At 64.8% G+C, this 25,101-nt stretch carries 29 protein-coding genes and 1 tRNA gene; 13 read left to right on the plus strand and 17 right to left on the minus strand.

Annotated elements, in window-relative coordinates; translation table 11 throughout:
* Positions 1 to 75 precede the first annotated feature (75 nt).
* The 8 genes from ACUTR7_RS24945 to ACUTR7_RS24980 all read left to right on the plus strand — a co-directional run bounded on the left by ACUTR7_RS24945 (position 76) and on the right by ACUTR7_RS24980 (position 3,402).
* Positions 76 to 396: a hypothetical protein gene (locus ACUTR7_RS24945; RefSeq protein WP_445610071.1), complete on the plus strand. Its 321-nt coding sequence runs from the start codon at positions 76 to 78 to the stop codon at positions 394 to 396.
* A complete protein-coding gene (locus tag ACUTR7_RS24950; RefSeq protein ID WP_445610072.1) occupies positions 393 to 863 on the plus strand; it encodes a lysozyme in 471 nt (156 codons plus the stop codon). Before ACUTR7_RS24945 ends, ACUTR7_RS24950 begins: the two co-directional genes overlap by 4 nt.
* On the plus strand, positions 860 to 1,108 hold the full coding sequence (locus tag ACUTR7_RS24955) for a hypothetical protein (protein WP_445610073.1): 249 nt from the start codon (positions 860 to 862) through the stop codon (positions 1,106 to 1,108). The genes ACUTR7_RS24950 and ACUTR7_RS24955 overlap by 4 nt, the downstream gene beginning before the upstream one ends.
* Positions 1,105 to 1,614, plus strand: a complete 510-nt coding sequence (locus ACUTR7_RS24960) for a hypothetical protein (protein ID WP_445610074.1) — start codon at positions 1,105 to 1,107, stop codon at positions 1,612 to 1,614. Before ACUTR7_RS24955 ends, ACUTR7_RS24960 begins: the two co-directional genes overlap by 4 nt.
* 98 nt (positions 1,615 to 1,712) lie before the next feature.
* The gene (locus ACUTR7_RS24965; protein WP_445610075.1) at positions 1,713 to 1,967 is read left to right on the plus strand and encodes a hypothetical protein; all 255 of its coding nucleotides are present in this window, start codon (positions 1,713 to 1,715) and stop codon (positions 1,965 to 1,967) included.
* 156 nt (positions 1,968 to 2,123) lie between these two features.
* Positions 2,124 to 2,759, plus strand: coding sequence for a hypothetical protein (locus ACUTR7_RS24970; protein ID WP_445610076.1), 636 nt, complete (start codon positions 2,124 to 2,126; stop codon positions 2,757 to 2,759).
* The gene (locus ACUTR7_RS24975) at positions 2,756 to 3,196 is read left to right on the plus strand and encodes a hypothetical protein (RefSeq protein WP_445610077.1); all 441 of its coding nucleotides are present in this window, start codon (positions 2,756 to 2,758) and stop codon (positions 3,194 to 3,196) included. Before ACUTR7_RS24970 ends, ACUTR7_RS24975 begins: the two co-directional genes overlap by 4 nt.
* Complete coding sequence (locus ACUTR7_RS24980; protein WP_445610078.1) at positions 3,196 to 3,402, plus strand: hypothetical protein; 207 nt, start codon at positions 3,196 to 3,198, stop codon at positions 3,400 to 3,402. Before ACUTR7_RS24975 ends, ACUTR7_RS24980 begins: the two co-directional genes overlap by 1 nt.
* Before the next feature lie 291 nt (positions 3,403 to 3,693).
* Here the strand turns inward: ACUTR7_RS24980 and ACUTR7_RS24985 are convergent, their stop codons facing one another.
* Both ACUTR7_RS24985 and ACUTR7_RS24990 read right to left on the minus strand, forming a co-directional pair.
* Positions 3,694 to 3,912, minus strand: a complete 219-nt coding sequence (locus tag ACUTR7_RS24985) for a hypothetical protein (protein WP_013801634.1) — start codon at positions 3,910 to 3,912, stop codon at positions 3,694 to 3,696.
* A 97-nt stretch (positions 3,913 to 4,009) separates the two neighbouring features.
* Complete coding sequence (locus ACUTR7_RS24990; RefSeq protein ID WP_065345049.1) at positions 4,010 to 4,306, minus strand: H-NS histone family protein; 297 nt, start codon at positions 4,304 to 4,306, stop codon at positions 4,010 to 4,012.
* Between the two features lie 457 nt (positions 4,307 to 4,763).
* Here ACUTR7_RS24990 and ACUTR7_RS24995 point away from each other — a divergent pair, with 457 nt between their 5' ends.
* Together ACUTR7_RS24995 and ACUTR7_RS25000 are read left to right on the plus strand one after the other, a co-directional pair.
* Positions 4,764 to 8,582: an ExeM/NucH family extracellular endonuclease gene (locus tag ACUTR7_RS24995; protein ID WP_445610079.1), complete on the plus strand. Its 3,819-nt coding sequence runs from the start codon at positions 4,764 to 4,766 to the stop codon at positions 8,580 to 8,582.
* Positions 8,583 to 9,568: 986 nt separating this feature from the next.
* Positions 9,569 to 9,895: a tetratricopeptide repeat protein gene (locus ACUTR7_RS25000; RefSeq protein ID WP_445610080.1), complete on the plus strand. Its 327-nt coding sequence runs from the start codon at positions 9,569 to 9,571 to the stop codon at positions 9,893 to 9,895.
* 55 nt (positions 9,896 to 9,950) lie between these two features.
* Here the strand turns inward: ACUTR7_RS25000 and ACUTR7_RS25005 are convergent, their stop codons facing one another.
* Positions 9,951 to 10,415: a ribonuclease HI family protein gene (locus ACUTR7_RS25005; RefSeq protein WP_445610081.1), complete on the minus strand. Its 465-nt coding sequence runs from the start codon at positions 10,413 to 10,415 to the stop codon at positions 9,951 to 9,953.
* Positions 10,416 to 10,516: 101 nt separating this feature from the next.
* Here ACUTR7_RS25005 and ACUTR7_RS25010 point away from each other — a divergent pair, with 101 nt between their 5' ends.
* Positions 10,517 to 11,140, plus strand: a complete 624-nt coding sequence (locus tag ACUTR7_RS25010) for a glutathione S-transferase family protein (RefSeq protein ID WP_445610153.1) — start codon at positions 10,517 to 10,519, stop codon at positions 11,138 to 11,140.
* Positions 11,141 to 11,211: 71 nt separating this feature from the next.
* On the opposite strand, the gene ACUTR7_RS25015 is transcribed toward ACUTR7_RS25010, so the two are convergent.
* The 3 genes from ACUTR7_RS25015 to infA all read right to left on the minus strand — a co-directional run bounded on the left by ACUTR7_RS25015 (position 11,212) and on the right by infA (position 12,290).
* Positions 11,212 to 11,646 carry a YbaY family lipoprotein gene (locus ACUTR7_RS25015; RefSeq protein ID WP_123695798.1) on the minus strand — a complete coding sequence of 145 codons (435 nt, stop codon included), beginning with the start codon at positions 11,644 to 11,646 and terminating at the stop codon, positions 11,212 to 11,214.
* Between the two features lie 258 nt (positions 11,647 to 11,904).
* Positions 11,905 to 11,981 (minus strand) — tRNA-Pro (locus ACUTR7_RS25020).
* 60 nt (positions 11,982 to 12,041) lie between these two features.
* Positions 12,042 to 12,290: a translation initiation factor IF-1 gene (gene infA / locus ACUTR7_RS25025; protein WP_012206460.1), complete on the minus strand. Its 249-nt coding sequence runs from the start codon at positions 12,288 to 12,290 to the stop codon at positions 12,042 to 12,044.
* A gap of 450 nt (positions 12,291 to 12,740) precedes the next feature.
* Between infA and asd the strand changes: the two genes are divergently transcribed.
* A complete protein-coding gene (gene asd, locus ACUTR7_RS25030) occupies positions 12,741 to 13,595 on the plus strand; it encodes an archaetidylserine decarboxylase (RefSeq protein ID WP_065345055.1) in 855 nt (284 codons plus the stop codon).
* A gap of 45 nt (positions 13,596 to 13,640) precedes the next feature.
* Here the strand turns inward: asd and ACUTR7_RS25035 are convergent, their stop codons facing one another.
* The 8 genes from ACUTR7_RS25035 to ACUTR7_RS25070 form a co-directional block, all read right to left on the minus strand.
* Positions 13,641 to 13,913, minus strand: a complete 273-nt coding sequence (locus ACUTR7_RS25035; RefSeq protein ID WP_224986237.1) for a hypothetical protein — start codon at positions 13,911 to 13,913, stop codon at positions 13,641 to 13,643.
* A gap of 87 nt (positions 13,914 to 14,000) precedes the next feature.
* Positions 14,001 to 15,053, minus strand: coding sequence for an NAD(P)/FAD-dependent oxidoreductase (locus ACUTR7_RS25040; RefSeq protein WP_445610082.1), 1,053 nt, complete (start codon positions 15,051 to 15,053; stop codon positions 14,001 to 14,003).
* 13 nt (positions 15,054 to 15,066) lie between these two features.
* Complete coding sequence (gene fdxA / locus ACUTR7_RS25045) at positions 15,067 to 15,396, minus strand: ferredoxin FdxA (protein WP_013801644.1); 330 nt, start codon at positions 15,394 to 15,396, stop codon at positions 15,067 to 15,069.
* A 164-nt stretch (positions 15,397 to 15,560) separates the two neighbouring features.
* On the minus strand, positions 15,561 to 16,952 hold the full coding sequence (locus ACUTR7_RS25050; RefSeq protein WP_012206455.1) for a sulfate adenylyltransferase subunit 1: 1,392 nt from the start codon (positions 16,950 to 16,952) through the stop codon (positions 15,561 to 15,563).
* On the minus strand, positions 16,952 to 17,884 hold the full coding sequence (cysD, locus tag ACUTR7_RS25055) for a sulfate adenylyltransferase subunit CysD (protein ID WP_013801646.1): 933 nt from the start codon (positions 17,882 to 17,884) through the stop codon (positions 16,952 to 16,954). Before cysD ends, ACUTR7_RS25050 begins: the two co-directional genes overlap by 1 nt.
* A gap of 41 nt (positions 17,885 to 17,925) precedes the next feature.
* A complete protein-coding gene (locus ACUTR7_RS25060) occupies positions 17,926 to 18,684 on the minus strand; it encodes a phosphoadenylyl-sulfate reductase (protein ID WP_013801647.1) in 759 nt (252 codons plus the stop codon).
* A gap of 1 nt (position 18,685) precedes the next feature.
* Entirely contained in the window at positions 18,686 to 19,069 is a 384-nt protein-coding gene (locus ACUTR7_RS25065; RefSeq protein WP_012206452.1) for a DUF934 domain-containing protein, read from the minus strand.
* A 28-nt stretch (positions 19,070 to 19,097) separates the two neighbouring features.
* Positions 19,098 to 20,930 carry a nitrite/sulfite reductase gene (locus ACUTR7_RS25070; RefSeq protein ID WP_013801649.1) on the minus strand — a complete coding sequence of 611 codons (1,833 nt, stop codon included), beginning with the start codon at positions 20,928 to 20,930 and terminating at the stop codon, positions 19,098 to 19,100.
* Between the two features lie 450 nt (positions 20,931 to 21,380).
* On the opposite strand from ACUTR7_RS25070, the gene ACUTR7_RS25075 reads away from it, so the two are divergent.
* Entirely contained in the window at positions 21,381 to 22,238 is an 858-nt protein-coding gene (locus tag ACUTR7_RS25075) for a hypothetical protein (protein ID WP_445610083.1), read from the plus strand.
* On the opposite strand, the gene ACUTR7_RS25080 is transcribed toward ACUTR7_RS25075, so the two are convergent.
* The 3 genes from ACUTR7_RS25080 to ACUTR7_RS25090 are packed head-to-tail and all read right to left on the minus strand — an operon-like array spanning position 22,235 to position 25,096.
* Positions 22,235 to 23,020 carry an ABC transporter ATP-binding protein gene (locus tag ACUTR7_RS25080; RefSeq protein WP_198820246.1) on the minus strand — a complete coding sequence of 262 codons (786 nt, stop codon included), beginning with the start codon at positions 23,018 to 23,020 and terminating at the stop codon, positions 22,235 to 22,237. The two genes, ACUTR7_RS25075 and ACUTR7_RS25080, sit on opposite strands and share 4 nt — an antisense overlap.
* Position 23,021: 1 nt before the next feature.
* The gene (locus tag ACUTR7_RS25085; protein ID WP_445610084.1) at positions 23,022 to 24,035 is read right to left on the minus strand and encodes a FecCD family ABC transporter permease; all 1,014 of its coding nucleotides are present in this window, start codon (positions 24,033 to 24,035) and stop codon (positions 23,022 to 23,024) included.
* On the minus strand, positions 24,035 to 25,096 hold the full coding sequence (locus ACUTR7_RS25090) for an iron ABC transporter substrate-binding protein (protein WP_313236161.1): 1,062 nt from the start codon (positions 25,094 to 25,096) through the stop codon (positions 24,035 to 24,037). Before ACUTR7_RS25090 ends, ACUTR7_RS25085 begins: the two co-directional genes overlap by 1 nt.
* Between the last annotated feature and the right edge of the window lie 5 nt (positions 25,097 to 25,101).

Raw genomic sequence — 25,101 nt, forward strand, 5'->3', positions numbered from 1 at the left:
TTGCGGCGGCAAGCTGCACCACAACAACCCGCTTCGGCGGGTTTTCTTTTTGCAAAACAGCCTGGAGGATGGCGAATGAAAAGAATGCTGCTCGCAATGATCGGCGTGCATGAAGGACTCAGCGCGCAACAGAAGCAGGACCTTGTCGGAGCTGCGATTCACACGGCCCCGGGGGCGTCGGCAGGAGGCGCTTTCAAACTGTCGGACATGCCACTGAGTGAATGGCTCGTGGTCGCATCGATCGCCTTTGTGATCCTGCAGGCCTTGTACCTGATCTGGAAGTGGCGCCGCGACTACAAGCGTCAGCTACAGCGTGAAGAGGACCGAGCTTTGCTGCATGGCAAGGAGAGATATCAGCATTCCCATCAGCCGGATACCGATCTGGGGGCGCTATGAGCAATAAAGCAAAACTGATCGCCGCCATCGGCGCCGCCGTGGCTGCCCTGGCCGTGCCCCTGGTTGCCAAGTACGAGGGAACGGTGCAGACCACATACCGCGACCCCGTGGGCATCGTGACCGCATGCACAGGCCACACAGGGCCAGAGCTGCAGATGGGCCAGGCATTCACGCGCGAGCAGTGCGAAGACATTCTCTACAGCGATCTACTCAAGCACACGGCCGCGCTGGAGTGCGTAAGAGCGCCCATGACGGACGGGCAGAAGGCCGCATTCCTGAGTTTCGCATTCAACGTTGGAAACGCGGCATTTTGCTCCAGCACGCTGGCGCGCAAGGCGAACGCGGGCGACATGCTTGGCGCCTGCGCGGAGCTGAGCCGCTGGACCTATGCCGGTGGCAAGCAGCTGCCGGGCTTGGTCAACCGGCGCGCGGCTGAGCGGCAACTGTGCGAAAAGGGTCTGTCATGAAATCTCTTTTGATTGCCGCAGCCGTCGCGCTTGTCGGCTGCACCGTGGTCCCGGCTGACACCGCGTACCAAGCCTGCCGCGTGATCGAAGTCGCAGCAGCCGAGGCCGAGATGGCGCCGGCCTGGTACATCAGCGCCGGGAAAGTGCTGGACCGCTGCGGCGTTTCTGAGGCCCGCGAGCGCGCAGAGGAATCCGCATGCGCGGCCCATCGCCGCAATGGCTACCAGTGCGAGGGCCAGCAATGATCTCCGCGCTCTACACCCATCTGGCCGCCGCCAGCGCAGCCCTGGCCATCGGAGCGGGCGGCGCCTGGTGGGCCCAGGGCCAGCGCTACGGCCTGCAGATCGAGCAGCTGCAGCACCAACAAACCAGCGCTGCACTGGTAAGCACGCAACAGGCCGTCAGGGACATGGCCGGATTCCAGAAAGGACTGACCGATGCACTCGCCAATTTCCAGGCCACGGGCCAGCGCAACCAGGCCGCGCAGCAGGATATGGACCGCAGCCTGCGTGAGCTGCGCACTGCTACTGCAGGCCTGCGGGGCGACTTTGCCGGCCTCCCCGAGCGCATCGCTGGAGCTGCCCAGCCCGCCCTCGCTCAGTACGCCTCAACCTGCACAGCCGTACTCCAAGAGCTGGCAGACCGAGGTGGACGCATGGCAGAGCGCGGTGCAGACATCGCGCGAGCGGCTGATGGCCACGCCGCTGACGCCGCGCTGATGCGGGATGCGTGGCCAAAGGTTGTGCGCTAAAAAAGGTGTTGACGAAGTACGGAATCCGTACTACATTAATACCCATGGCAGCAAATTGCGGCCACCCGCACCGCAGGGCATAGTGGTAGGAGATAAAAATGAATGCTCGCAATGAGTTCAAGGCAGCTTGGAAATTCATCCGCGCCAACCGCATTGCTGCCACCGCAATCATTGACAAGTTCTGGAACTCGGAGGACTACGTCACAGAAGATGCCGCATACCGGAGTCTGGGCTGCGCAAGCTCGATGCTGTGGCCTGCCATCCGTTCCGTGCGCATGAGAGAGCATGTTGCACCTTCACTGGCCAAGCGGCTGGAAGCACGCACCGACCGCGATGTGTACAACTACAACTGAACGGGGAAATTCTTCGTGGCCGGACCTGTTCTTCCTCGAAACCATCCCTTGTTTTTGCACATCATGATGGGCGGTAAGCCATGGGCTCCAAGGGAGACTAGCAGCATCACGCGAGTCTATTTTGAGGCGAGCCACATCAGGGGCGGCGATTGGTGGATGCTGTCGAGCGACTGGAAGCGACAAGGGCCGGCTCAGTTCCGCGAACTTACGGACTCGCAACGCCTATTTTTCCCTATTGGCTACTGGGATGTGGCTACCCAGGCGTGGGTACTCGACCCGCGCCAAAAAATGCAAGTGGAGCGCGGATGGACGCCTCAGGCGTATTCCGACTTCATGTCCGCCGCGCTGAAGCGGCGCACGTTCGCCCCTATGCGTCCTCCTGCGGAAGTTCTGACGCTAGACGGGTTCATCATGGAAGAAAACCTGGAAGTCATGTTTGTTGGGGGGAAAGTTTTGCACCGACATCACTGGGACACAAGAAGGTTGCTTGGCCGAAAAATGATCGCTTGGCATAGATTTGGATCGTGGCATCTCCGCGGCAATTCAATGATGAGCTATGGAGACGGATACATCAAAGTTCTTGAGCATGGCCCTCACTCCACCCCGTTGGCCTGGTGTGTCGTGCCAGATGATGAAGATGATCCTTTTCTCATCGAGGGACGAAGTTTCGTTTCGGAGTTCAGCTACCTCTACATAGAAGATCCTGGCATCTCCCTAATGACAATTGACGGGCGGCGGATATCTCCTGTCCGCCGTCCTGCCCCGCAAACAGAACTACCAGTATCAGCATGAGCCATCTGCTCTATATCGCCCTCAATGACCAGCTCCGTGAACGCGTGCAGCCAGAAGACTGTGACGCCGTGGAGCAGGCCGGTATTATCGACCGCACACTGCTGCCAGTGCTTCATGCCGGGCAGGGATGGGCAAACAGCCGCAAGAGCGGGTACACCGTGCGCGGCGAGATCCACGCTAACGCGGCCAGTTTCGAGCTGCTGGACGAGGGGGTTTCTATCGCCGTGCTGGCTGTCGCGCTGCACTCCAAGACCAGCGGCCGTATGTGGAGCTGGTTGCATGAGCACTCGCCGCGACCGTTGCCAGAAAATGGCGAGGCACCGCCTCCGGCATGGGTGGCGTTGCGCTATGACGTTCCCGAGGTGGCGCTGCCAGACTGGATCGATTGGTGGGCGAAGCATGTGGGATATGCATTGCTGATGAGGGAGGGGTGGTGATGACTGCAAGCGACCTCCGAGCCTGGCAGGCCCGCCACAGTTACACCTACAACACTGCGGCCGAGGCGCTCGGGATGGGCCGCACCACGTTCGCAGAGTACCTCAAGCGCGAGGGCCAGTTGCCGCGCTGGCTGGCGTTGGCCTGCGCTGCGGTAGATGCCGGCTTGCTCCCGGTTGGCGATTCTGCCTCAGCATCGGCCGCGTGAGGCCAACGGAAAAGCCCCTCGGCAGCCAACAAGGCGCCGAGGGGCTTTTCCGTTTCCAGACCACGAGAATGCACGGATAGTGCACGGATTCTGCTAACTCTTTGTCATCTCACGATCTGACGCGGGTTCAATTCCCGCCAGCTCCACCATCCAAGACACCGCCACACACTGATGACCTCAGCGTGTGGCGGTTTTTTTTGCCTTCAAGTGTCCTGCGGTGTCGTCGGAATCGCGCGGATTTCGCACGGGCTGCGGGAACGGGTTCGGCAAGGAGGCTGGCCCAGGGTTGATTCAGCTACTGCCCATGTCTGGCATGGGCTGTTGCGACAATTCCTGGATCAGCGTGAGGCGGAAATGCGCCAGGGCCTTGGCGCCATGCTGTATGTGGTGCAGGTCTGCCACCCCGCCGATGCCCGAGACCAACAGCTCTGGTTTGTTGGACAGGATGACTTCTATGAAGTGGTCAGCCAGTTCTGCTGCCAACAGGGTTTCTGTGCTCTGTTTGCTCATGTGCGTTTCCTCCTTGTGTTGGAAATCGCATGGTATGGCAACGCGGCGAAATAGGGGGCGCCGACTGGGGGGTATGGCCGGCGCCCGGTGTCGATTCTCAGATGGCGAGGCTTGCGCGGTCCTTGCCTTCTATCCACTTGGGCGGCTTGCCGCGGCCTGTCCAGGTGGCGCCGGTTTCTGGGTTGCGGAATTTGGGCTCTCCCACGCTGTGCTTGCTGGCCTTGCCGGATTTGCTCTTGGCGGAGGGGAAGACATCCTCCTTCGTCAAACCATATTGCTGCACCATCGCCTTTGCTTCAGCGATCGCATCGGTTTTCGCATTCTGGATGAGGGCGTCGATTTTTTTCTCAAGCTCGGCTTTTTGTTGCAGCAGGGCCTTGTAGTCGGATGTCATGGCAATGATGATTTTCAGTGGGAGATGCGCGTGTATATCACGGGTATGAATATTTTGTAAGTTATCAGTAAGAAAAAGAGTGTGCAGATGCAGGAACGGTCACCAGCGACGTGGCGCGTTAAGAACAGGTGATGGGGATGGTTTGGGCGACGAGGTGCGCCCAAGAAAAAGGCCAGCGGCTTGCGCTGGCCTGGGAAGAAAGAGCCGGTGCTTTTTGAAAGCTTCCTGGGGGAATGAGAGGGAGGGAGGAGGAAATGCCCCAGACCCGGCAATGAAACGGTGCAGAAACTGAAGGCGATGATGCCTGCCTTGCGCAGGCCGGCCGATGGGTGAGAGGCGAGTCTGCTCGTAGGACGGGGGAGCATCTGCCGAGTCACAGGCTGGTCATCTCCATGCGCGATAAACCGGGAGTTGCGCAACCATGGGGGGGAGCGCATTGTTTTTTTATTGCGCATCCATGTCCATTGCTGCCACGCTGATTCCATTTGTTTTCAACCCGGCCAATCCGATGAGTGCGCCATTGCAGCGCCATCGTTGGCGCCTGTATGGTGCGGGCCTGCTTCTTTCGGCGTCTGCCGGGGTATGGGCGCAGGTTCCCTTCAACGGCACCTACACGCAGAATTTCGACACCCTGTCCGCGTCCGGGGCGGGGCTGGCCTGGGCCAATAACAGCACCTTGCCGGGCTGGTTTCTCTTCAACAAGAACCTGGCATCCATCACCTCTTACGTCGCTGGCAATGGTGCCTCCAACACCGGCAGCTTCTACAGCCTGGGGCTGAGCGCGGACCGTGCCTTGGGGGGCGTGGCATCAGGCGGGGCCTACTTTGGCAGCCCGGCCCAGGGGGCTGTAGCGGGTTGGATTGCGCTGGCAGTGCGCAATGACACGGGTGGCTCGGTCGATGGCATCACCTTGCGATTCAACGGCGAGCAATGGCGCAACGGTGGCAATACGGAACGGCAGCCCATGGTGCTGGAGTACGGCATGGGAGCCACCTTTGCCGACGTGCCTGAATGGCTGCCTGCCGGCGCGAACTTCAATTGGCAATCGCCTGTTGCCACCGGCACTGCTGCCGCCGTGGACGGCAATGTGGCCGGGCGGGTGAACAATGTGGGCGGGGATCTGCGCGGCCTGGGCTGGGCGCCAGGTGCCACGCTGTGGCTGCGTTGGGTAGAGCTCAATGATGTGGGCAACGACCACGGCCTGGCCATTGATGACGTCTCCATCACCCTGGCGCTGCCGGACACCACGGCGCCCACGCTGCAGGCAAGCATTCCCGCGGCGGCGGCGACCGGGGTGGCGCTGAATCCCGAAATCAAGCTGAGTTTCGATGAGGCGGTGAAGCCCGGTAGCGGCAGCTTCGAACTGCGCCAGGGCACCACGGTCGTGGCAACGCTGCAGGCTGGCGATGCAGCGCAGGTGAAATTCAGTGGCTCGACCATCACGCTCAACGCGGGTGTGCGGCTGGCGGTCAATACGCCCTACAGCCTGGTTTCCGTGGGCGAGCCGGTGTTGGATACCTCGGGCAATGCGTGGACCGGCACGACGCTGGGCTTCACGACGGGAGACGAGCCTCCGGTCACCAGGATTTCTGCTGTCCAGGGCTCTGGCGATCAGTCTCCGCTGGTGGGGCAGAAGGTGACGGTGAGTGCCGTGGTGACGGCCTATATGCCTGGACTGAGCGGCTTCTTCGTGCAGGAAGAGGCGGCAGACTCCGATGGCGATGCTGCTACCTCGGAAGGCATCTTTGTCTACTACGGCAACGCCAATCCTGGCGTGGACGAGAGCACGGTGGGCAAGCTGGTGCAGATTTCCGCCTCGGTGAGCGAGTTCCGCAATCAGACCCAGCTCAGCGCCATCACGGACTTCGTGGTCCGCGGCGCGGCGGCCTTGCCGGAGCCGGTGCGCATCGCACTGCCTGTCAGCGACATGGGGCAATGGGAGCGTCTGGAAGGCATGCGTGTGGAGGTGGCATCCGCCACCGCAGGCGGCAAGCTGGTGGTGAGCGATAACCGCACGCTGGGCCGCTACGGCAATGTCACGCTGTCTGCCGATACGCCGTTGGCGCAGTACACCGAAGTCAACGCTCCCAGCGTGGCGGGCTATGCAGCCTACGTGCAGACGCTGCAGCGCAGCCAGATCATTCTCGATGATCGCTCCGGGGCCCAGAATCCCGAGTTCGTGCCGGGTCGTGGCGGCTTGCCGCTGTCGGCGTCCAACACGCTGCGGGCTGGCGATGGCGTGGACCGCGTCATCGGCGTGCTCGACCAGTTCTTTGATGCTGCCGCCAGCGAGCCCTATCTGACCAGCTACCGCGTGCAGCCCACGCAGACGCCGCAGTTCACGGGGGCCGCGCGACCTTCAGCTGCTGAATTGCAGCAGGCCGTGGGAGCGGCTACGCTCAAGATCGCATCGGCCAACGTTCTCAATTTCTTCAACCTGACCGGAGCCACAAGCGGCTCTTCCCAGGTGATGTTCAACACGCCGCTGGGCAACCAGCAGGGCATTCGCGGTGCCAACAGCATTGCCGAGCTGGACAGGCAGCGCGCCAAGATCGTGGCCAATCTGCTGGGGCTGGGCGCCGATGTGTACGGCCTGATGGAGGTACAGAACAATGGCTTTGGCCCGGGCAGTGCCATCCAGGATCTGGCCGACGCCTTGAACGCGAGTGCGGACAAGCCTGCCGGCGCCGTGTATGCGGTGGTCAAGGCACCCTTCAGTGAGGCTGCAGGCACGGTGCCAGGCGCGGGCACGGATGCCATTACCGTGGCCATCCTCTATCGCAGCGACCGCGTCACGCCGGTGGGCAGCGCAGCGGCACCCAATGTCTCTACCTACGATGCCTTCAACGGAAGCATCGGCGGAGCCCGGGTGCCGATTGCGCAGACCTTTGCCGTGGGCGGCAGCACGGAGCAATTCACCCTGGTGGTGAACCATTTCAAATCCAAGGGCAGCGTGCTCGGTGGCGCGGGCAATGCGGACGTGCTCGACGGCCAGGGCGCCAACAACGCGGCGCGCGTGAAGACGGCCCAGCAACTGAGCAGTTGGCTGGCAACCCGGCCCACAGGCGCGACCAGCCCCCACGTGGTGCTGGTGGGCGATTTCAACGCCTATGCAAAGGAAGACCCCATCACCACGCTGGAGACCGGCGGCTATGTCAAGGTCTCCCAGGGTCTGTCCTATGCATTCGACGGAATGTGGGGTTCGCTGGACCATGTGCTGGTGAGCACCAGTCTGCAGCCCAGCGTGGGGCGTGCGGTCAAGTGGGCCATCAATGCCGAGGAGCCCGAGGTGCTCGACTACAACGTCGAGTTCAAGTCGCTGGATCAGCAGGCCAGCTTCTATGCGCCCACTGCTTATCGTTCCAGTGACCACAACCCCATCCTCCTGGGCCTGAATTTCGGTGGCCGGGCGCCCTCGTTCAGTGGCGTGCCTGCCAATGCGCAGGCCGTGGTGGTGGGGCAGGCGGCCGATCTGGCGGACGTGGTGGTGGCCGATGCCGACAGCCCCGTCGTCACACTGTCCATCGTCGCCAGCGGCGGACAGGTGCTGGGCCTGGAGGATGCAGATGCTGCACAGCCCGGCATACAACTGCGCGGCAGCCCCGAACAGGTGTCGCAGCAATTGCGCGCCGCCATGTACATGGCTTCGGTGGCCGGCCCGGCCAGCCTGCAACTGAGCGTGAGCGATGGTGTCCATGCGGCTGTGACGGCCAGCTATCCGCTGATGGCGACCGCAGCGGGCGCGGTGGACCCGGCCAATCGATTCAACATCACCGGAGCAAGCCAGATTGCGGTTGCGGGCGAGGTCGTGGGCGGTGGTGCCAACTGCCGCCTGACCGAGCCGCCGCAGGTCGTGGCGGCACCGGGTACTCCACGTCCTGGGGCCGTGGTGCCACACGGGCTGCTGAAGCTCAATACCGATGGCTGTGATGCGGGTGCGCTCGTGACGGTCAGGCTGACCTATCCGAACGATTTGCCCAGTGGTGCTGAATACTGGAAGTGGGGCCGCACGGCAGATAACACCACGCAGCACTGGTACCGCATACCTGCAACGCTGCAGGGGCGCGTCGTCTCCTTCGTGCTGCGCGATGGCGGCCTGGGCGATGACGATCTTCTGGCCAATGGCCGTGTGGAAGACCCTTCGGCCCTGGTGCTGCCTGCAGCGGTCGGTGGCGGTACGCCAGCGGCGATTCCGTCACTGAGCGAGTGGGCGGTCGCGCTGCTGAGTCTGATGATGGGTGGGCTGGCCATCCGTCTGCGCCGCCGCAACCCTTGATGCTGCCGTGAAAAAAGCCCGGTCTGCACCACGTGCAGGCCGGGCTTTTTGCATTGGGGCAGGGGAAACTGCGGACAGGCATTTGCCCGACTGCGTGCAAGAGGGATAGGTGGGAGAGGATCTTGGTGTGCAACCGCAGGCCGATGCTTGATGATGGCCGGGTTGGGTGCGAAAGTGGCGCGTCTGCTGCTGCGGGCGCCGTCTCGGTGCGAGGAATGAGAGAGATATCCAGAAACGATCGTGCTTGAAAAAGAGCCTGGCTAACCGGCATACCGCTGGCTGGCAAAAACGACTGCAGGCTGAACTGGCCTGACGAGTCGCCCCACGATGAAACTGAACTGCTGCAACACCACGAATGCTGCAGCATGGGTTGAATGATATACGCAAACAAGAATCATTCTCAAATAAACCCAGAACTTTCTCTGGAATTAGAAAAAGCTTGTGTTTTGCGGTTTTCGCCTGCTGGGCTGGTATCTGACGTGGTATCGCTCAAGAAAAAACGCCCCGGCTGCGGAGGCGGCCGGGGCGCTGAATGGAGCGTTCCATGCGATCAATCCAGGAAGGACACATGCTAGGGGTTTTGAATGAGAGCGCTTGCGTCTGCGTCTCCGGTCCTTCCTGGTTGTCAAGTGTAAATTGAAACAAGGTGCTTGATGGGGTCAAAGCAGCCGAAGTTGCATGCATCTGAGCCGTAACGCTGTTTTTTTGTATTCCGATGCAACCGCCTCAAGCCAAATGCGCCGTGCAATGCAAAAAGCCCGCTGTGGAGCGGGCTTTTTTCTGGGAATGTGGACGATGGCTCTTACGCGACCATCGTTTTACGGCAGAACGTCTCTGCGGCTGTCACCGTTGTTTTTTTCGTCGTAGTGCACGACGCGCCGGCGTGAGATACAGCATTGCCTGCGCAGACAACCACGGGATTATAGCAGAGGCAGAATTTGCCGCTGGAGCCATGGGCCTGTGTTGCCGCTGAAAGGGGTTTGAAGATGAATGAAATGACGCAAAGGCTTGAGGGCCTGCTCGCATCCGGCAAGGACTCGGCCCTGTTGCGCTGTACCTTGGGCAAGACCTATCTTGAAAACGAGGCGCCTGAGGTGGCCCATTCACACCTGGAGCGGGCCATTGAGCTTGATCCCGGCTATTCGGTGGCGTGGAAGCTGCTGGGCCGGGCATTGCTGGCGCTGGGCGACGCTGCTGGAGCGCGGCGGGCGTGGAATACGGGATTGGCCTGCGCGCAGCAGAAGGGGGATGCCCAGGTCGTAAAGGAGATTGGGGTGTTCCTCAAGCGCCTGGACAGGCAGCAGGCGGGCTGAGTCGAGATCCTGCGAAAGGGTGTGTGTGGGTACGGGTGCGGGTGCGGAGCGGGATTCACGCCTGCAAAAGAGCTTCCCTGGCCAGGGCGTCGGCCTCGGTGTTGCGGTGGCGGGGTATCCAGCGCAGTTGCACGTGCTCGAATCCCGCCAGCATGGTGCGGGCCTCATCAAAGAGGTCTGCCAGGCGCACGATGGGCTTGATGGGGCGTGGCGATGGAGTCAACTGCTCCACCAGGATGCTGCTGTCCGTGAAGATGTTCAGGCGGCGCGCCTGCAGGACTTGCAGGGCCTGCAGCGCGGCCATCAGGGCGCGCAGTTCGGCTTCGTTGTTGCAGCCTCGCTCGGGGCAGGGCTCGGACAGAAGGTGGCGGCGTCCGTCGGGTGCGGTGATGACGGCGCCCATGGCCATGCGTCCGGGGTTGGGTACGGCGCTTGCATCGATGTAGGCAGTCCAGAGGTCGGCATCTGAGAGCGCGGGGTCGCAGGCGCTTGGGCGTGATGGGGGCTTTTCCAGAGGCATGCCTGCATCATGCGGCAGCGGTGGAGGTTCGGTCGCATTTCTTGTCGGATGGCGCGGGACAATGCAGGTCTGCAAATCACCGAAACCGAAGAAGGCAGCGAATGATCAGGATTCTGGGCAAGTCATCGTCCATCAATGTGCGCAAGGTGCTGTGGCTTTGCGTGGAGTTGGGAATTTCTTTCGACCAGGAGGAATGGGGTTCAGGCCATCGATCGACGCAAGAGCCGGGATTTCTGGCGCTCAATCCGAATGCGATGGTTCCGGTGCTGCTTGATGGACCGCTGGTGCTGTGGGAGTCCAATACCATCTGCCGCTACCTGGCGGCCCGCCATGACCGGCAGGACCTGCTGCCGGCAGCGCCCGCCGAGCGCGCGCTTGTCGAGCAGTGGATGGATTGGCAGGCCACCGAGCTGAACAATGCCTGGCGCTATGCCTTCATGGGATTGGTGAGAAAAAGTCCGGAGCATCAGGACCCCGCGCAACTGGCTGGCAGCATGGCGAACTGGCATCGCCACATGCGCATTCTGGAAGACCAGTTGTCGCGCACCGGCGCCTTTGCTGCTGGCACGCAATTGAGCCTGGCCGATATCGTGCTGGGTCTGTCCACGCACCGCTGGATGTCGGCGCCCATGGAGCGCCCTGAATTGCCTGCAGTCCGCGCCTACTACGAACGGCTTTGCGAGCGGCCGGGCTTTCGCCTGCATGGCGCCAACGGCATGCCTTGACGGCGGTCTGGCGCCCTGCGTGACAAAGCCCGCCAAGTTTCCTGCGGGCTTTGGTTGTTGAAAGCGTGGGGTCAGGGGGCGACGCGCACCAGCATCATGTCGGCCTTCGAGCCTGCACCACGGGTCAGGACCGGGTGGACGGTGTCATTGATGAAGATGAGTTGGTTACCCTGGGTAATGCGTGAGGTGACCGTGTACTGCGAGGCAGGATTCAGGCGGCTGGGCTCGACGGGCAGCTTGAAGCTGTAGGGCGGCTTGAGGCCTTCTAGCCGCATGGACTGCTGGGATATCACCGGGGCGGGAGCATCGGCGCGCGAGGTGTCCTGCAATTCGACGACCAGCACGGCATCGGGCGCAAGCGGAGCGGGCTCCCTCAGGTCAACCGTTCCCATGACCGCAGTGACGGGCGCATTGGGCGCCGGCTGGGTCTGGGCGCATGCACCCAGCAGTGCTGCGGACATCACGAGGGCCAGGGTTGTGCGGCGCTGAAGGCTGTTGGAATTCATTGGAGCTCCTTCTTGATTTGGGAGACCCAGTCTGGCCTGACGCGGCTTGAGGGGCTGTAGGAGCAGACTCAACGCAAGCTGCTGCCATTTCCCAAAGTCTCATGGGCCGATCTGCTGGCTGGTTGCCAGTCTTGGAGGCAAGGGTGTGAAAGGTTTGTGCCCGTGCTGCGGGCGCTGCGCTGGCGACGCTCGATTGAACACTTGCGATCTGGACAGACAAAAGCCCCTGGCTCTTTCGAACCAGGGGCTTGAATCATTTGGTCGGAGCGGCGGGATTCGAACTCGCGACCCTCTGCTCCCAAAGCAGATGCGCTACCAGGCTGCGCTACGCTCCGACTAAAACGCTATTGTAGCGTCAAAAAAATGGGTATTTTCGCAATGGGCGAATTTTTTGCTTAACGCGAGCCAGGTCCCGGGCCGCGGTTGGCCAGGTGGCGGAAGGTGATGCGGCCCTTGGTCAGGTCGTAGGGCGACATCTCCAGCGACACCTTGTCGCCAGCCAGGATGCGGATGTGGTGCTTGCGCATCTTGCCGCCGGTGTAGGCGATCAGCTGGTGTCCGTTTTCCAGCGTCACACGAAAGCGAGAGTCAGGCAGGACTTCCGTGACGGAACCCTGCATTTCAATCAGTTCTTCTTTGGCCATGTGTTCAATCTCTCAGGTCTGGGTCGGTTGCGGCACTCACTTGTCGGAACCACGAAGGCCTTGCCTGGCCCACAGAACATGGGGTACGTGGGCCGAGGCTGAAAAAGCAGTGGATGTTCTGCGCAAGAGGCGCAGACCGAACGGAAGGCCAGGTCACAATGGTGTCGCAAAGGCAAAGCCCGGCAACAGCTAAACCTCCCAATTCTACAGCGTTGCATTCCCGCGCGTGTGCGGCCCAATGCGGTCGTCGCACGCAAAACACAGGTTGGATTTTTGCTGGAACGGTGCTGCCTTTGTCATCTGCGTTTCATCCGCGGCCTCCGGAAAGCGTGCGCTTGGCTTCGAGGCGGGCGTGACAAGTGCTGAAAGCGGCGGGAGGAGTTGAGGGCGAGGGGTGTGGGTTGGCTAGAATCCGCCCACAACTTCTATTACTTTCATAGCAAAACCTCGATGTCTGATCGACTTGCCGTTCTCTCCCAGTATCTTTTGCCCAAGCAGGCGCTGACTGCCGTCATGGGGCGCCTGGCCCAGGCGCGTGCTGGCGACCTGACCACGGCAGTCATCCGGCGCTTCATTGCACGCTATGGCGTGGACATGTCGGAGGCGGCCGATTCCGATCCTGCGGCCTATGCCAGCTTCAACGAGTTCTTCACGCGGGCGCTCAAGCCCGGTGTGCGGCCGCTGGCTTCGGCTGACTGGGTCTGTCCGGTGGATGGGGCCATCAGCCAGATCGGCGCCATCGAGGGCGAGCAGATCTTCCAGGCCAAGGGGCACAGCTACAGCGCCACGGCGCTGGTCGGCGGCGATGCGCAGTTGGCACGGCAGTTCGACAACGGGCATTTCGCCACCATCTACCTGAGCCCGCGCGACTACCACCGCATCCACATGCCCTGTGCAGGCCGGCTGCGGCGCATGATCTATGTGCCGGGCGAACTGTTCTCGGTCAACCCGGTCACGGCGCGCGGCGTGCCGGGCCTGTTTGCGCGCAACGAGCGCGTGGTCTGCGTTTTCGATACCGACCATGGCCCCATGGTGCTGGTGCTGGTGGGGGCCACCATCGTGGGCAGCATGGGAACGGTGTGGCACGGCATCGTCAATCCGCCCCGTCCCGGACGCATCCAGGACTGGCGCTATGACGACCAGTCCATCGTCCTGGGCCAGGGCGAGGAAATGGGGCGCTTCCAGCTGGGCTCCACCGTCGTCATGCTGTTTCCCGCATCGGCAGGGCTTCGCTTCAACGAGCAGTGGACGCATGCTGCGCCCGTGCGCCTGGGCCAGAAGATGGCCGGGCGCAACGAGGCCTGAGCCTGGATGGATGATCGATGAAACCGGGCCCAGGCCCGGTTTCTTTCAAAGGATCCAGCTCAGGGCTTCAGGGCGCCGCTGTGTGGTGAACATCGAAGGCGTGATGCTCAGCCGTTCAGGCCTGACGGGGTCTTCATGGCCGACCAGGTAGACCATCAGTTCGCGGCGACGCAGTATCACGTGGCTGACCTTCTCGGCCTTGCCGTTTTGCGTGACATGCGTGCCGGGGCGAAACAGCGGCATCTGGAAGGTGAAGCTGCGCGGATCGGCCGGTGGCGCGATCGCGGTGCTGGGAGGGGCTTCGAGTGTGGCAACCATAGGCTTGATGTGCATGAGTGGACGCTGCCAACACTATCGACACTGCCGCGCCAAACTGTAGGGCCGCCGGGGTGCGGCCACGAGCAATCATGCCTGCGGGTGGGAAACGCCGAGGATGGCGTGCAGACGTGCGCTGGTCGTCGTGTACTGCAGCAGCGGTTTTTCGCCCTGCAGATACTCGGCGGCGGCAAAGGCCGCCATGGTGGCTTCATGGAAGCCGCACAGGATCAGCTTGTGCTTGCCCGGGTAGCTGACGATGTCGCCAATCGCATAGATGCCTGGCGCATCGGTGGCCTGGGTTGCAGGGTTCACCAGCAGCTGCTTGCGTTCCATGGCCAGGCCCCATTCGGCGACCGGGCCCAGGCGGGGGGAGATACCCAGGCAGACGACCAGTTGCTGCGCCGCCAGTTCGTGCTCCTGGCCTTCGCCATCCATCCATTGGACGGCGCGCAGTTGGCCTGCATCGGCATGCAGTTGCGTGATCTGGCCGATCACCACGCGGATGGCGCCGCTGTCGCGCAGCTCCTGCAGGCGCTCCAGCAGTGCGGCCGAAGCCTGGAAGGCGTCGCGGCGGTAGAGCAGGTAGGTGGCCTGGGCCTTGTCGGCGCAGGCAATGGCCGCGGCCACGGCCTCTTCGTCGCCACCGTGGACGATGGCGGTCCGGCCGCGCACCATTTCCAGATCGGCAGGATGGTAGTGAAGCTGGCCTGCAGCCAGCAGCTCCACGCCGGGCACCTTCAGCGCCTTGGGCACAAAGGCGCCCACGCCAGCTGCAATGAAGACGCTGCGCGCATGTAGTTCAAGGCCGTGCGTGGTCTGCGCCAGCCAGCGGCCATCGTCCATGCGCTGCAGCTGGGAGACCTGCTGGGAAAGGTGCAGCTGCGCGTCCATGGGCGCGACCTGCCGCTGCAGCAGCTGGACCAGTTCATGGCCTGTGCATACCGGAATGCCGGGAATGTCGTAGATGGGCTTGTCGCCGTACAGCTGCGCGCACTGCCCGCCCACATGGGGCAGGGCATCGACGACATGGCAGCGAATGCCTTGCAGGCCCAGCTGGAACACCTGGAACAGGCCCGCCGGGCCCGCGCCTATGACGAGGGCATCGGTCTGGATCGGTTGCGTGCCGGAGGTGTCTTGCATGGGCTGCGCGGCTTCAGCGTTCGAGCTGGTCGATCTTGCCGGGCTTGCCGTTCCAGTCGTCGGCGTCGGGCAGCGAGGCCTTGCGCTTGGTGATGCTCTTCCAGCCCTTTTCCAGCGACAGCTCGGCATTGAGCTTGATGAAGGCCAGTTGGTCGGCGGGGACGTCTTCCTCGGCAAAGATGGCATTGGCCGGGCATTCGGGAATGCACACGGCGCAGTCGATGCACTCGTCAGGATCGATCACGAGGAAGTTGGGGCCTTCGCGGAAGCAGTCCACGGGGCAGACATCCACACAATCTGTGTATTTGCACTTGATGCAGTTTTCGGTGACGACGTGAGTCATGGGAGTCTTTTATGGCAGTGTGAATGTCGGTATCAACCCGGGATTCTAAAATTTTTCAGGAGCCAGTCCCGCACATGGCAAGGATTCTGGCGCGGACTGCTGCGGTTTTCCGAAAGCCCACGAGCCGGCATGTGCCGGCTCGCGAAGCGGGACTGTCCAGTTGCTCAATCCAGCAGTGCAGCGCCTGCGGTAGCGTGGCTGGCCGTGTCCACAAGGATCAGCGCACCCAGCTGGCGGGCCTGGGCGAAGGGCGCTGCGGGAATGCTTTCCTGCAGCAGCAGCTCCACGCGGCCGATGGCGTTGGGCTCCAGCTGGGTGGCCTCTTCCTGGGCCAGCGTGTGGATGTTCAGGCGGTGCACCACGCGGCGGGCCTTGGCCTTGATCCAGCGGTGACCATGCAGCGCCAGGTAGGTGCGGCCGGGGACCAGCGGCTGCTCGTCCATCCAGGCCACGGTGGCGGTCAGCTCGCGCTTGCTGGGCCATGCGGGCTGCGCTTGCGGGGCGTCGAAGTCGTCATCGGCAGCGGCCGCTGCAGCCGCAGGGGCTGCGACGAGCCAGTCGCCGCGCGAGACGTCGACCTCGCGGTCCAGCGTGATGCCGGCCGACAGGCCTGCGTCGATGGAGCCGGGAACGCGGGCATGGTCCAGCACCTGGGCAATCACGGCCTGCTGGCCGCTGGGCAGGATCTGCACCGCGTCGCCCACGCGTGCGCGGCCTGCGGCCACGCGGCCCCAGAACACGCGGCGGCCCTGGCTGGTATCGGCCGAGGACGAGAATTTCTCCACCCATTGCACGGGAAAGGCCAGCGCCAGGCCGGTGTCGGTCGGCGTGTTGGGCAACTGCTCCAGCAGTTGCAGCAGGCTGGGGCCGTCGTAGCCGGCCCAGCCGGGCTCGGCGTTGACCACATTGAAGCCCTTGAGGGCCGAGACGGGCACGGTGGCTGCGGAGGCAATGCCGGCCTCGGCCGTGAAGCGCTCCAGCGCGCCGCGGATGTGGACGAAGGCCTGTTGCGGGTCTTCGACGGCGTCGAGCTTGTTGACGGCAAACACCAGCGAGTGCACGCGCAGCAGGTGGGCCAGCAGGCTGTGGCGGCGTGTCTGCGGCAGCAGGGTGAGCTGCGGGTTCTTCCAGTCGAGCTTGGTGGCATCGACCAGCACCACGGCGGCGTCGGCGCTGCTGGCGGCGGTGACCATGTTGCGCGTGTACTGCTCATGGCCCGGCGCGTCGCCGATGATGAACTTGCGGCTTTCGGTGGCGAAGTAGCGGTAGGCCACGTCGATGGTGATGCCCTGCTCGCGCTCGGCCGACAGGCCGTCGGTCAGCAGCGCCAGGTCGGTCTCGCCGCTCTTGGTGACGCCGGCCAGCTGGTCCTGCAGCACGGCGCGCGTGTCCACCAGCAGGCGGCCGATCAGCGTGCTCTTGCCGTCATCGACGGAGCCGCAGGTGATGAAGCGCAAGGCCGAGGCGTTGGCGGCGGTCTGCTGTGTGGCCTGGCTGGCCTGGGTGGCCGTGGAATCCGCGACGGCTGCGTCGGCGGCAATGCTTGCGGTGGTCATCAGAAATATCCGTCCTTCTTGCGCTTTTCCATGGAGGCGTCGCTGGTCTTGTCGTCCATGCGCGTGGCGCCGCGTTCGCTGACTTCGGCGGCCAGGGTTTCGAGCACGATGTCGGCTGCCGTGGCGGCTTCGCTTTCCACGGGGCAGGTGCAGGTGATGTCGCCCACGGTGCGAAAGCGCACGTCGCGCACCACGACTTCCTCGCCGTCGCGCGGGGGCGTGAGTTCGGTCACGGGCACCAGCAGGCCGCGGCGCTCCACCACTTCGCGCTTGTGCGTGTAGTAGATGCTGGGCAGGGCGATCTGCTCGCGCTCGATGTATTGCCAGACATCGAGTTCAGTCCAGTTGCTGATGGGGAACACGCGGAAGTGCTCGCCGGGGGCCAGACGCGTGTTGAACAGCGTCCACAGCTCGGGGCGCTGGGCCTTGGGCTGCCATTGGCCGAAGCTGTCGCGGTGGCTGAAGATGCGTTCCTTGGCGCGGGCCTTTTCCTCGTCGCGGCGGGCTCCGCCGATCAGGGCGTCGAAGCGGAATTCATCGATGGCCTCCAGCAGTGTTACCGACTGGTGGACGTTGCGGCTTTCGCCCGGATGGGCCAGGCGCACTGTGCCGCGTGCCATGGAGTCCTCGACGCTGCGCACGATGAGTTCGGCGCCGAGCTCCTTGGCGCGCAGGTCGCGGAAATCGGTCACTTCCGGGAAGTTGTGGCCAGTGTCGATCATCAGCAGCGGATAGGGGATGCGGCCCTTGCCGAAGGCCTTTTCGGCGCAGCGCAGCATGACCAGCGAGTCCTTGCCGCCCGAAAACAGCAGGGTGGGGCGCTCGAAGGCGGCGGCCACTTCGCGCAGCACGAAGATGGTTTCCTCTTCAAGGGCGTCGAGGTGGCGGTTGCTGAGATGGCTCAGCACGGAGGTGTCCACACGGGCATTCATTTCTTGGTTTCCAATCAGATCGGTGTCAAACCCTGCAGGCTTCACTTCTTGGCATGCAGGCCGCATTCCTTGGCCGCTTCATCCTCCCACCACCAGCGGCCGGCGCGGAAGTCCTCGCCAAGGCTGACGGCGCGCGTGCAGGGTGCGCAGCCGATGCTGGGATAGAACTGGTCGTGCAGGGGGTTGTAGTCCACGCCGTGGCTGGCGATGTAGTGCCAGACATCGCCCTGGGTCCAGTCGGTCAGCGGGTTGAACTTGGTCAGGCCCTTGGTCTCGACCTCGCTGCGGTCCACGGCGGGCACGTCGGCGCGGGCATTGGACTGCTCGCGGCGCAGGCCCGTGATCCAGGCGCTCTTGCCGGCCAGCGCACGCGCCAGCGGCTCCATCTTGCGCACGCCGCAGCAGGCCTTGCGCAGCTCGATGCTGCGGTACATGGCGTCCTGGCCGTTGTCGCGGATGAAGTGGATCACCGATTCGAGCTGCGGCCGGTAGACCTTGACGCTCAGGCCGGGCAGCGACTGGGTGCGCTCCAGCAGGGCCAGGGTCTCGGTGTGCAGCGCGCCGGTGTCCAGCACGAAGACGGGGATGTCCAGGCCCAGGCGGTGGATGATGTCGGTGATCACCACATCCTCGGCGCCCAGGCTGGAGGCCTGCGTCACGGCCTCGGCGCCCAGCGCCGCAGCCTCGCGCAGCAAGGCCTCGGTGGCGGCCAGCTTGTCGGCAAAGCCGCTGCTGGCACGGCCGTTGACCTCGGTGGCCTTGGCCGATGCCTGTCGCGACAGAAAGCTTTGCGCACCCATGTCAGGCCGCCTTGACGAAGTGGGGCTCGGGATGCACGGCATCACCCTGGTAGAAGCCGTGGAAGCGGTCGAGCTGGCGCTGGGCGTCGGCGATGTCCACGCCTTCGCGCAGCACGGCCACGTCGAAGCCGCAGCGCTGCATCTGCACCAGCTGGTCGATCAGCACGTCGCCCGTGGCGCGGATCTCGCCCTGGAAGCCCAGGCGCTTGCGCAGCAGGCGGGCCTGGCTGAAGGCGCGGCCATCGGTGAACTTGGGAAAGTTGAGGTCGATGCGCTGCACGCCGGTCAGATCCAGCGTGAAGGGATCGGCGTCATTGGCCGGGGCGATGATGGTCTGCTGGCCTTCGGCCGGGCTTTGGTGCTCTTGGGCGGCGATGATTTTCATGGGGATCTCCTGCGGCTCTCACCTGGGGTTAGGCGGCCGCTTCCTCGGTGTGCTTGGCGGGGTGGCGGGCGGCATTGCCGGCGGCCTTGAACGGGTCGATGCCCACGCGGCGCACGGTGGCGATGAAGGTCTCGAAACGGCCGCCTTCGCTTTGGCGCTGCTCGCGGTAGGTGGCCAGCAGGGCTTCGATCACGCCGGGCACTTCGGCGGCGCTGAACGAGGGGCCGATGATCTTGCCGGGCGTGGCCGGGCCGGACAGGTGGGAGCCGTCGGCGCCGCCCAGCGTGATCTGGTACCACTCCTTGCCGTCCTTGTCCACGCCCAGGATGCCGATGTGGCCGCTGTGGTGGTGGCCGCAGCTGTTGATGCAGCCGCTGATGTGCAGGTCGATCTCGCCCAGGTCCCACAGCTCGTCCAGGTCCTGGTAGCGCTCGGTGATGGCCTCGGCAATGGGCAGGGAGCGTGCATTGGCCAGCGAGCAGAAGTCGCCGCCGGGGCAGGCGATCATGTCGGTCAGCAGGCCGATGTTGGGCTTGGCCAGGCCCAGGGCCTTGGCCGCCTTGTACAGCTGGGGCAGCTGGTCGCGGCGCACCCAGGGCAGCAGCAGGTTCTGCTCATGGGTGACGCGCATCTCGCCGGCCGAGAACTGGTCGGCCAGCGCGGCGGCGGCATCCATCTGGTCGGCCGTGGCGTCGCCGGGCGCGTAGCCCAGGCGCTTGAACGACAGCAGCACGGCGCGCAGTTGCGGGTGGCGGTGCGGGCGCACGTTGCTGATCAGCCAGCGGCCGAAGTCCTTGTCTTCCTCGGCGGCCGTGCGCAGCAGGGCCAGGGTCTCGGCCTCGGCATTGGCGGGCGACAGGTCCAGCTCGGGCTCGCGGAAATTGGCGGCCACCCGGTCGTACTCGGCTTGCGTGATGGTGTGGGGACCACCCTCGACCTCGACGATCTGGCGGAATTCCTCATCGACCTGGTCGATGAAATTCTGTCCTTCGGACTTCACGAGGATCTTGATGCGCGCCTTCCAGGCGTTGTCGCGGCGGCCGTAGCGGTTGTAGACGCGGATCACGGCTTCCAGGTAGTTCATCAGCTGGTTCCAGGGCAGGAACTCGCGCAGCACCGGGCTGATGGTGGGCGTGCGGCCCATGCCGCCGCCCACGCGCACCTTGAAGCCCAGCTCGCCAGCCTCGTTCTTGAGCAACTGCAGGCCCACGTCGTACCAGCCCAGCGCGGCGCGGTCTTCCTCGGCGCCGCTGATGGAGACCTTGAACTTGCGCGGCAGGAAGCTGAACTCGGGGTGCAGCGTGCTCCACTGGCGCAGGATTTCGGTGAAGGGGCGGGGGTCGGCGATCTCGTCGATGGCAATGCCCGCCAGCGCGTCGCTGTTGATGTTGCGGATGCAGTTGCCGCTGGTCTGGATGCCGTGCAGGTTCACGCTGGCCAGCAGGTCCATCACGTCGGCGGCCTTGGACAGCGGAATCCAGTTGTATTGGACGTTGGTGCGCGTGGTGAAGTGGCCGTAGCCGAACTTCAGGTCGGAGCCGATGCGGCGGCCGTCGTGCAGCGGGATGTCGCCCAGCCGGTCCTGGGTGGCGCGGGCCTCGGCCAGCAGGGCGGCGTCGGGCTGGTCGTACTCGCGGGCCACGCGGGCCAGCACGCGCAACTGGGCGCTGGACAGTTCGCCGTAAGGCACGGCCACGCGCAGCATGGGCGCGTAGCGCTGCACATACCAGCCGTTTTGCAGGCGCAGGGGCTTGAACTCATCCTCCGAGAGCTTGCCGGCCTGCCAGCGTTCGAGCTGGTCACGGAACTGCTCGGCGCGCAGGCGGATGAACTGTTTGTCGAATTCGGTGTATTGGTACATGGCGCTTCGGATGTGGGGTCTTCGACTGCCGCCAGTGGCGGCGGTGCAGGGGTTCATTGCGTGGCACCGAGGCACTTGCGGGAAACGCGCGCAGAACCCTGCATGGACGGAAATGTAAGCAATGGCCTTATAGAAGCAAACGATTGTTTTGTCCTGCAAGTATGTGGATATGGATATAAGTGAATGGCAGCAGGCTTTGTGGGGCTGGGCATGTCAAACGCATGGGCGGTCGATATGCTTTCCGGCCAGAGGGAGGATTTCAGAATGCGAAACCGTTGTGCTGCCATCGGGCTGGCCTTGGCATTGGCAACCGCTGCTCAGGCGCAGGTCCAGAAGCCGGCACAGCCGCCGTCCCCGTTGTCAGCAGCGCACACAGCTGACACGCCTGAACCCGACGAATCCGCACGGGAATCAGCCTGGGATGCGTATCTGCATCGCGTGGCGGCGCAGTTGGCCGGTTCTGGCAGCGGGCGCGATCTGGCCTTTGCGGCCATCCTGATCAATCTGTCGGTCCCACCCTTCCTGCAAGAGGATGCCGACAGCCGAGCCCCGCAATGGCGCCAGGCCGCCTTGGAGCGGGCCGGGCAGGACGTGCTGGCCTACCAACTGCTGGCTGCCAGGGCGCCTGAACGTGAAGGCGAGTTGCGGTCGCAGGCTGCGCGCCGCTGGCTGGCGCTGGAACCCAGCAATCTCACTGCGCTGATGTGGCAGGCGCTGGGGCCGCAGGAGTTGCTGACTGCCGCGCGCGACAGCCGCTATGCGGACCTGCACATGTATGAGGGCGTGCGCTGGATGCAGTCGGTGCTGCTGAAACACCCGCCCACGGCCGAGGAGTTGCAGGCGTTTGGAGGTGGGCAGCCCTACCGCCCCGAGGAAGGCGCTGCCATCACGGCCATGGGCATCTGGGCGGCCTTTGAACTGCCCGGCTACCGGACCTTGATCGATGCCTGCAAGCCCGAAAAGCGGGGCGATGCCCCGGCGCGAGATGCCGACTGCCTGCATGTGGCGCACCTGATGACGGAACGCTCGTCCACCGTGCTGGATGAGGCCTTTGGGCTGGCGATACGGCGCTGGCTTGCCAGAACCCCGGCCGAGCGCGCAGCAGTGCAATCCCGGCGGCATCAGCTGGACTGGCTGATGCACGAGTCCAACCCACTGAGCATGCAGGCGGGTGGCGATCCGTTTGTCCGGCTGTTGTCCGATTCCTCCATCCACAGCGAACAGCAACTGCTGGAGCGCATGCTCAAGGACGCAGGCCGCCCGCTGCAGCCCCCGCCTGGCTGGAGGCTGCCCGTTCCCAAGCACTAGATGCCAACGCTGCGCCTGTCCAGGTCTGCGGGCAGCCGCGCCGCCACCGCCGCCTCGCTCACCCCATAGAGCGCAGCCAGCGCGGCCGGTGTCGCCACTTGCGCCGCCGCACCGCAGGCCTGCAGGCCGCCGCGGCCCAGTAGGGCGATGCGGTCGGCCACCTGCAGCGCATGCTCGGGCTGGTGGGTGGACAGCAGCACGGCCATGCCGCGTGCACGCAGCGCGGCAATCTGGTCCAGCACGCGGATCTGGTTGCCGAAGTCCAGGCTGGCCGTGGGCTCGTCCATGACCAGCAGCGCGGGCTCCTGGGCCAGGGCGCGTGCGATCAGCACCAGCTGGCGCTCGCCGCCGCTCAGCTCGGTATAGGGGCGCAGCGCCAGATGGGCGATGCCCAACTGCTCCAGGCAGCCCAGCGCCAGGGCACGGTCGGCACTTGAAGGCCGGGCCAGCGCAGGCAGGCGCGCGGCACGGCCCATGAGCACCATGTCCAGCGCTTCGAAGCCGAAGACGCCGGCTTGAGCCTGGGGCACATAGCCCACGCGCCGCGCAAACTCGGCACGCGGCCAGCTGTGCACGGGCTGGCCCTGCACGCGCACCTCTCCGGCCAGCGGCGCCAGCAGGCCCAGCACGGTGCGGAACAACGTGGTCTTGCCGCAGCCGTTGGGGCCCAGCAGGCACAGCACCTCGCCTGCGGCAATGGCCAGGTCCAGCCCCTGGCTGACGCGCCGCCGCCCATGGCCCGTAGCCAGGGCCAGCGTCTGCAGCACGGGCGCCGTCGGCATTTCAGTCATTGCGGCCCGTGCGCGACAGCAGGTAGAGAAAGAAGGGCGCGCCGACCAGGGCCGTGAGAATGCCCAGCGGCAGCTCGATGCGCGTCGCGCTGCGCGCCAGGGTGTCGGCCGCAACCACGAAGCCCGCGCCCAGCAGCGCCGAGGCCGGCAGCAGGCGCACGAAATTGGGGCCGACCAGCAGGCGCGCCACATGCGGCACCACCAGCCCCACCCAGCCGACGATGCCGGCCAGCGACACGGCCGCCGCCGTGCCCAGCGTGGCACAGGCCACCAGCAGCAGGCGCAGGCGTGCCACGGGCACGCCCAGGGCCAGCGCCTCCTCGTCAGGCAGGCCCAGCAGGTTGATGCGCCAGCGCAGCAGCATCAGGGGCAGCAGGGCGCACAGCATCACGGGTGCCGTGGCACCCAGCTCGGGCAGGGTCACGGCGCTCAGGCCGCCCATGAGCCAGAAGGTGATGGATGGCAGCTGCGTATTGGGGTCGGCCAGCGTCTTGACCAGGGCGATGCCCGCGCCCAGCAGCGCGCCCAGCGCAATGCCGGCCAGCACCAGGACCAGCACCGGGTCATGGCGGCGCACGCTGGCGCTGATGGCCACCACCACGGCCACGGCGGCCAGCCCGCCGCCAAAGGCCAGGGCCTGCACGGCCGCCATGGTCCAGCCCAGGAAGATGCCCAGCACCGCGCCCAGGCCGGCACCGGCCGAGACGCCCAGGATGTCGGGCGAGACCAGCGGGTTGCGGAACATGCCCTGGTAGGCCGCACCCGCCGCCGCCAGCGTGGCGCCCACGGCCAGGCCTGCGGCGATGCGTGGCAGGCGGATGTTCCAGAGCACGGTCTCGGCGCTGGCGGACAAGGGCGAGGCAGTGCCCATTGCGCGCGCCAGCAGCGACTGCCACAGCTGCTGCGGCGCGATGGAGAACTGACCTGCCGCCAGCGCCCACAGCAGCACGGCGGCCAGCAAGGCCAGCGCGAGCACCCACCCCATGCGGCCGCCTGTGGCAGGCATCAACGCGCAGTCTCCATCAGCCTGCCCAGCGCTGCGGGCGACAGGTCGGCGCCGTAGAACAGGCGGTAGAAGTCGCGCACCTCGCGTTCCAACGGCGGCAGTCCCTGCAGGGCCGGCGCCTGTGGGTGGAGTTTTTCCAGCAGCCAGCGCACACCGATCAGCCGGTTGACGCCGGGCGGCCCGTCCAGCCAGCCGAAGGGCCAGACCGGCGCGCAGTGCACGCGGCCCGAGCGCACGGCGGCCACGCCGCGCCACAGCGGGTCCTGGCGCATGCGCTCGGCAAGACCGGGTTCCTGCGTGACGATGACCTGCGGGTCCCAGGCCAGGATCTGCTCCATGGACACGCGCGTCAGTCCGCCGCGCCCTGCATCGGCGGCCACATTGCGCCCGCCCGCATATTCGACGGCTTCCACATTGATGGAGCCCGCCAGCCCTGTCTCCAGGCCATTGGCGCTGCGCGCGAAGTACACGCGCGGCCGGTCGGCAGGGCGCATGTTCAGAGTGGCACGCTGCGCCAGCGCCGCCACGGCATCGGCATGGCGGGCCAGGGTTTCGCCGCGTGCGGCCTCGCCCAGCAAGGCGCCGACCTCGCGCAACTGGCGTGCGTGGTCGGCCAGCGAGCCCTGGATCAGCACGCAGGGCAGGCCGGTCTGGCGCGCCAGCCGCTCGGTGGCCGAGATATAGGTGGCATCGGCCGTGCCGGCGTCCAGCACCAGGTCGGGCTGCAGCTTCAGCAGCGACTCCAGCGGCATGGTGCTGCCGCGCCCGGACAGGCGGCCCAGGTGCGGCAGCGCCTGCAGTGTGGGCCCCAGATAGGCGCGCGAGACATCGTCCAGCTGCTGGGGCCAGCCCAGCAGCTTGTGCGGTGCCAGCGTGGCCACCAGCACGCCTGCGGGCGGTCCGGCCGCGAATACGCGGCGCAGCCTGGCGGGGTCCGGCATCTGTCCCATGCGGGCGGCAATCGTGGTTGCCTGGGCATGGCCGGGAACAAGAGCCGATGAGGCCAGTGCCGCCATGGCCTGGCCCAGCCAGCGGCGGCGGGTGAACAGAAGATCGGTCATGAAAA

It is taken from the genome of Delftia sp. NA_296.1 (assembly GCF_052692095.1).

Bases quoted from the DNA above. Each gene is read 5' to 3' on its own strand.
- ACUTR7_RS25000 (WP_445610080.1), top strand. From the start codon at position 9,569: ATGAATGAAATGACGCAAAGGCTTGAGGGCCTGCTCGCATCCGGCAAG.
- ACUTR7_RS24990 (WP_065345049.1), bottom strand. From the start codon at position 4,306: ATGACATCCGACTACAAGGCCCTGCTGCAACAAAAAGCCGAGCTTGAG.
- ACUTR7_RS25090 (WP_313236161.1), bottom strand. From the start codon at position 25,096: ATGACCGATCTTCTGTTCACCCGCCGCCGCTGGCTGGGCCAGGCCATG.
- ACUTR7_RS24975 (WP_445610077.1), top strand. From the start codon at position 2,756: ATGAGCCATCTGCTCTATATCGCCCTCAATGACCAGCTCCGTGAACGC.
- ACUTR7_RS25040 (WP_445610082.1), bottom strand. From the start codon at position 15,053: ATGCAAGACACCTCCGGCACGCAACCGATCCAGACCGATGCCCTCGTC.
- ACUTR7_RS25005 (WP_445610081.1), bottom strand. From the start codon at position 10,415: ATGCCTCTGGAAAAGCCCCCATCACGCCCAAGCGCCTGCGACCCCGCG.
- ACUTR7_RS25015 (WP_123695798.1), bottom strand. From the start codon at position 11,646: ATGAATTCCAACAGCCTTCAGCGCCGCACAACCCTGGCCCTCGTGATG.
- ACUTR7_RS24965 (WP_445610075.1), top strand. From the start codon at position 1,713: ATGAATGCTCGCAATGAGTTCAAGGCAGCTTGGAAATTCATCCGCGCC.
- ACUTR7_RS24945 (WP_445610071.1), top strand. From the start codon at position 76: ATGAAAAGAATGCTGCTCGCAATGATCGGCGTGCATGAAGGACTCAGC.
- ACUTR7_RS25070 (WP_013801649.1), bottom strand. From the start codon at position 20,930: ATGTACCAATACACCGAATTCGACAAACAGTTCATCCGCCTGCGCGCC.
- asd (WP_065345055.1), top strand. From the start codon at position 12,741: ATGTCTGATCGACTTGCCGTTCTCTCCCAGTATCTTTTGCCCAAGCAG.
- ACUTR7_RS24960 (WP_445610074.1), top strand. From the start codon at position 1,105: ATGATCTCCGCGCTCTACACCCATCTGGCCGCCGCCAGCGCAGCCCTG.
- ACUTR7_RS24980 (WP_445610078.1), top strand. From the start codon at position 3,196: ATGACTGCAAGCGACCTCCGAGCCTGGCAGGCCCGCCACAGTTACACC.
- infA (WP_012206460.1), bottom strand. From the start codon at position 12,290: ATGGCCAAAGAAGAACTGATTGAAATGCAGGGTTCCGTCACGGAAGTC.
- ACUTR7_RS25010 (WP_445610153.1), top strand. From the start codon at position 10,517: ATGATCAGGATTCTGGGCAAGTCATCGTCCATCAATGTGCGCAAGGTG.
- fdxA (WP_013801644.1), bottom strand. From the start codon at position 15,396: ATGACTCACGTCGTCACCGAAAACTGCATCAAGTGCAAATACACAGAT.
- ACUTR7_RS24985 (WP_013801634.1), bottom strand. From the start codon at position 3,912: ATGAGCAAACAGAGCACAGAAACCCTGTTGGCAGCAGAACTGGCTGAC.
- ACUTR7_RS25050 (WP_012206455.1), bottom strand. From the start codon at position 16,952: ATGACCACCGCAAGCATTGCCGCCGACGCAGCCGTCGCGGATTCCACG.
- ACUTR7_RS25065 (WP_012206452.1), bottom strand. From the start codon at position 19,069: ATGAAAATCATCGCCGCCCAAGAGCACCAAAGCCCGGCCGAAGGCCAG.
- ACUTR7_RS24950 (WP_445610072.1), top strand. From the start codon at position 393: ATGAGCAATAAAGCAAAACTGATCGCCGCCATCGGCGCCGCCGTGGCT.
- ACUTR7_RS25085 (WP_445610084.1), bottom strand. From the start codon at position 24,035: ATGCCTGCCACAGGCGGCCGCATGGGGTGGGTGCTCGCGCTGGCCTTG.
- ACUTR7_RS25035 (WP_224986237.1), bottom strand. From the start codon at position 13,913: ATGGTTGCCACACTCGAAGCCCCTCCCAGCACCGCGATCGCGCCACCG.
- ACUTR7_RS25060 (WP_013801647.1), bottom strand. From the start codon at position 18,684: ATGGGTGCGCAAAGCTTTCTGTCGCGACAGGCATCGGCCAAGGCCACC.
- ACUTR7_RS24995 (WP_445610079.1), top strand. From the start codon at position 4,764: ATGTCCATTGCTGCCACGCTGATTCCATTTGTTTTCAACCCGGCCAAT.
- ACUTR7_RS25080 (WP_198820246.1), bottom strand. From the start codon at position 23,020: ATGCCGACGGCGCCCGTGCTGCAGACGCTGGCCCTGGCTACGGGCCAT.
- cysD (WP_013801646.1), bottom strand. From the start codon at position 17,884: ATGAATGCCCGTGTGGACACCTCCGTGCTGAGCCATCTCAGCAACCGC.
- ACUTR7_RS24970 (WP_445610076.1), top strand. From the start codon at position 2,124: ATGCTGTCGAGCGACTGGAAGCGACAAGGGCCGGCTCAGTTCCGCGAA.
- ACUTR7_RS24955 (WP_445610073.1), top strand. From the start codon at position 860: ATGAAATCTCTTTTGATTGCCGCAGCCGTCGCGCTTGTCGGCTGCACC.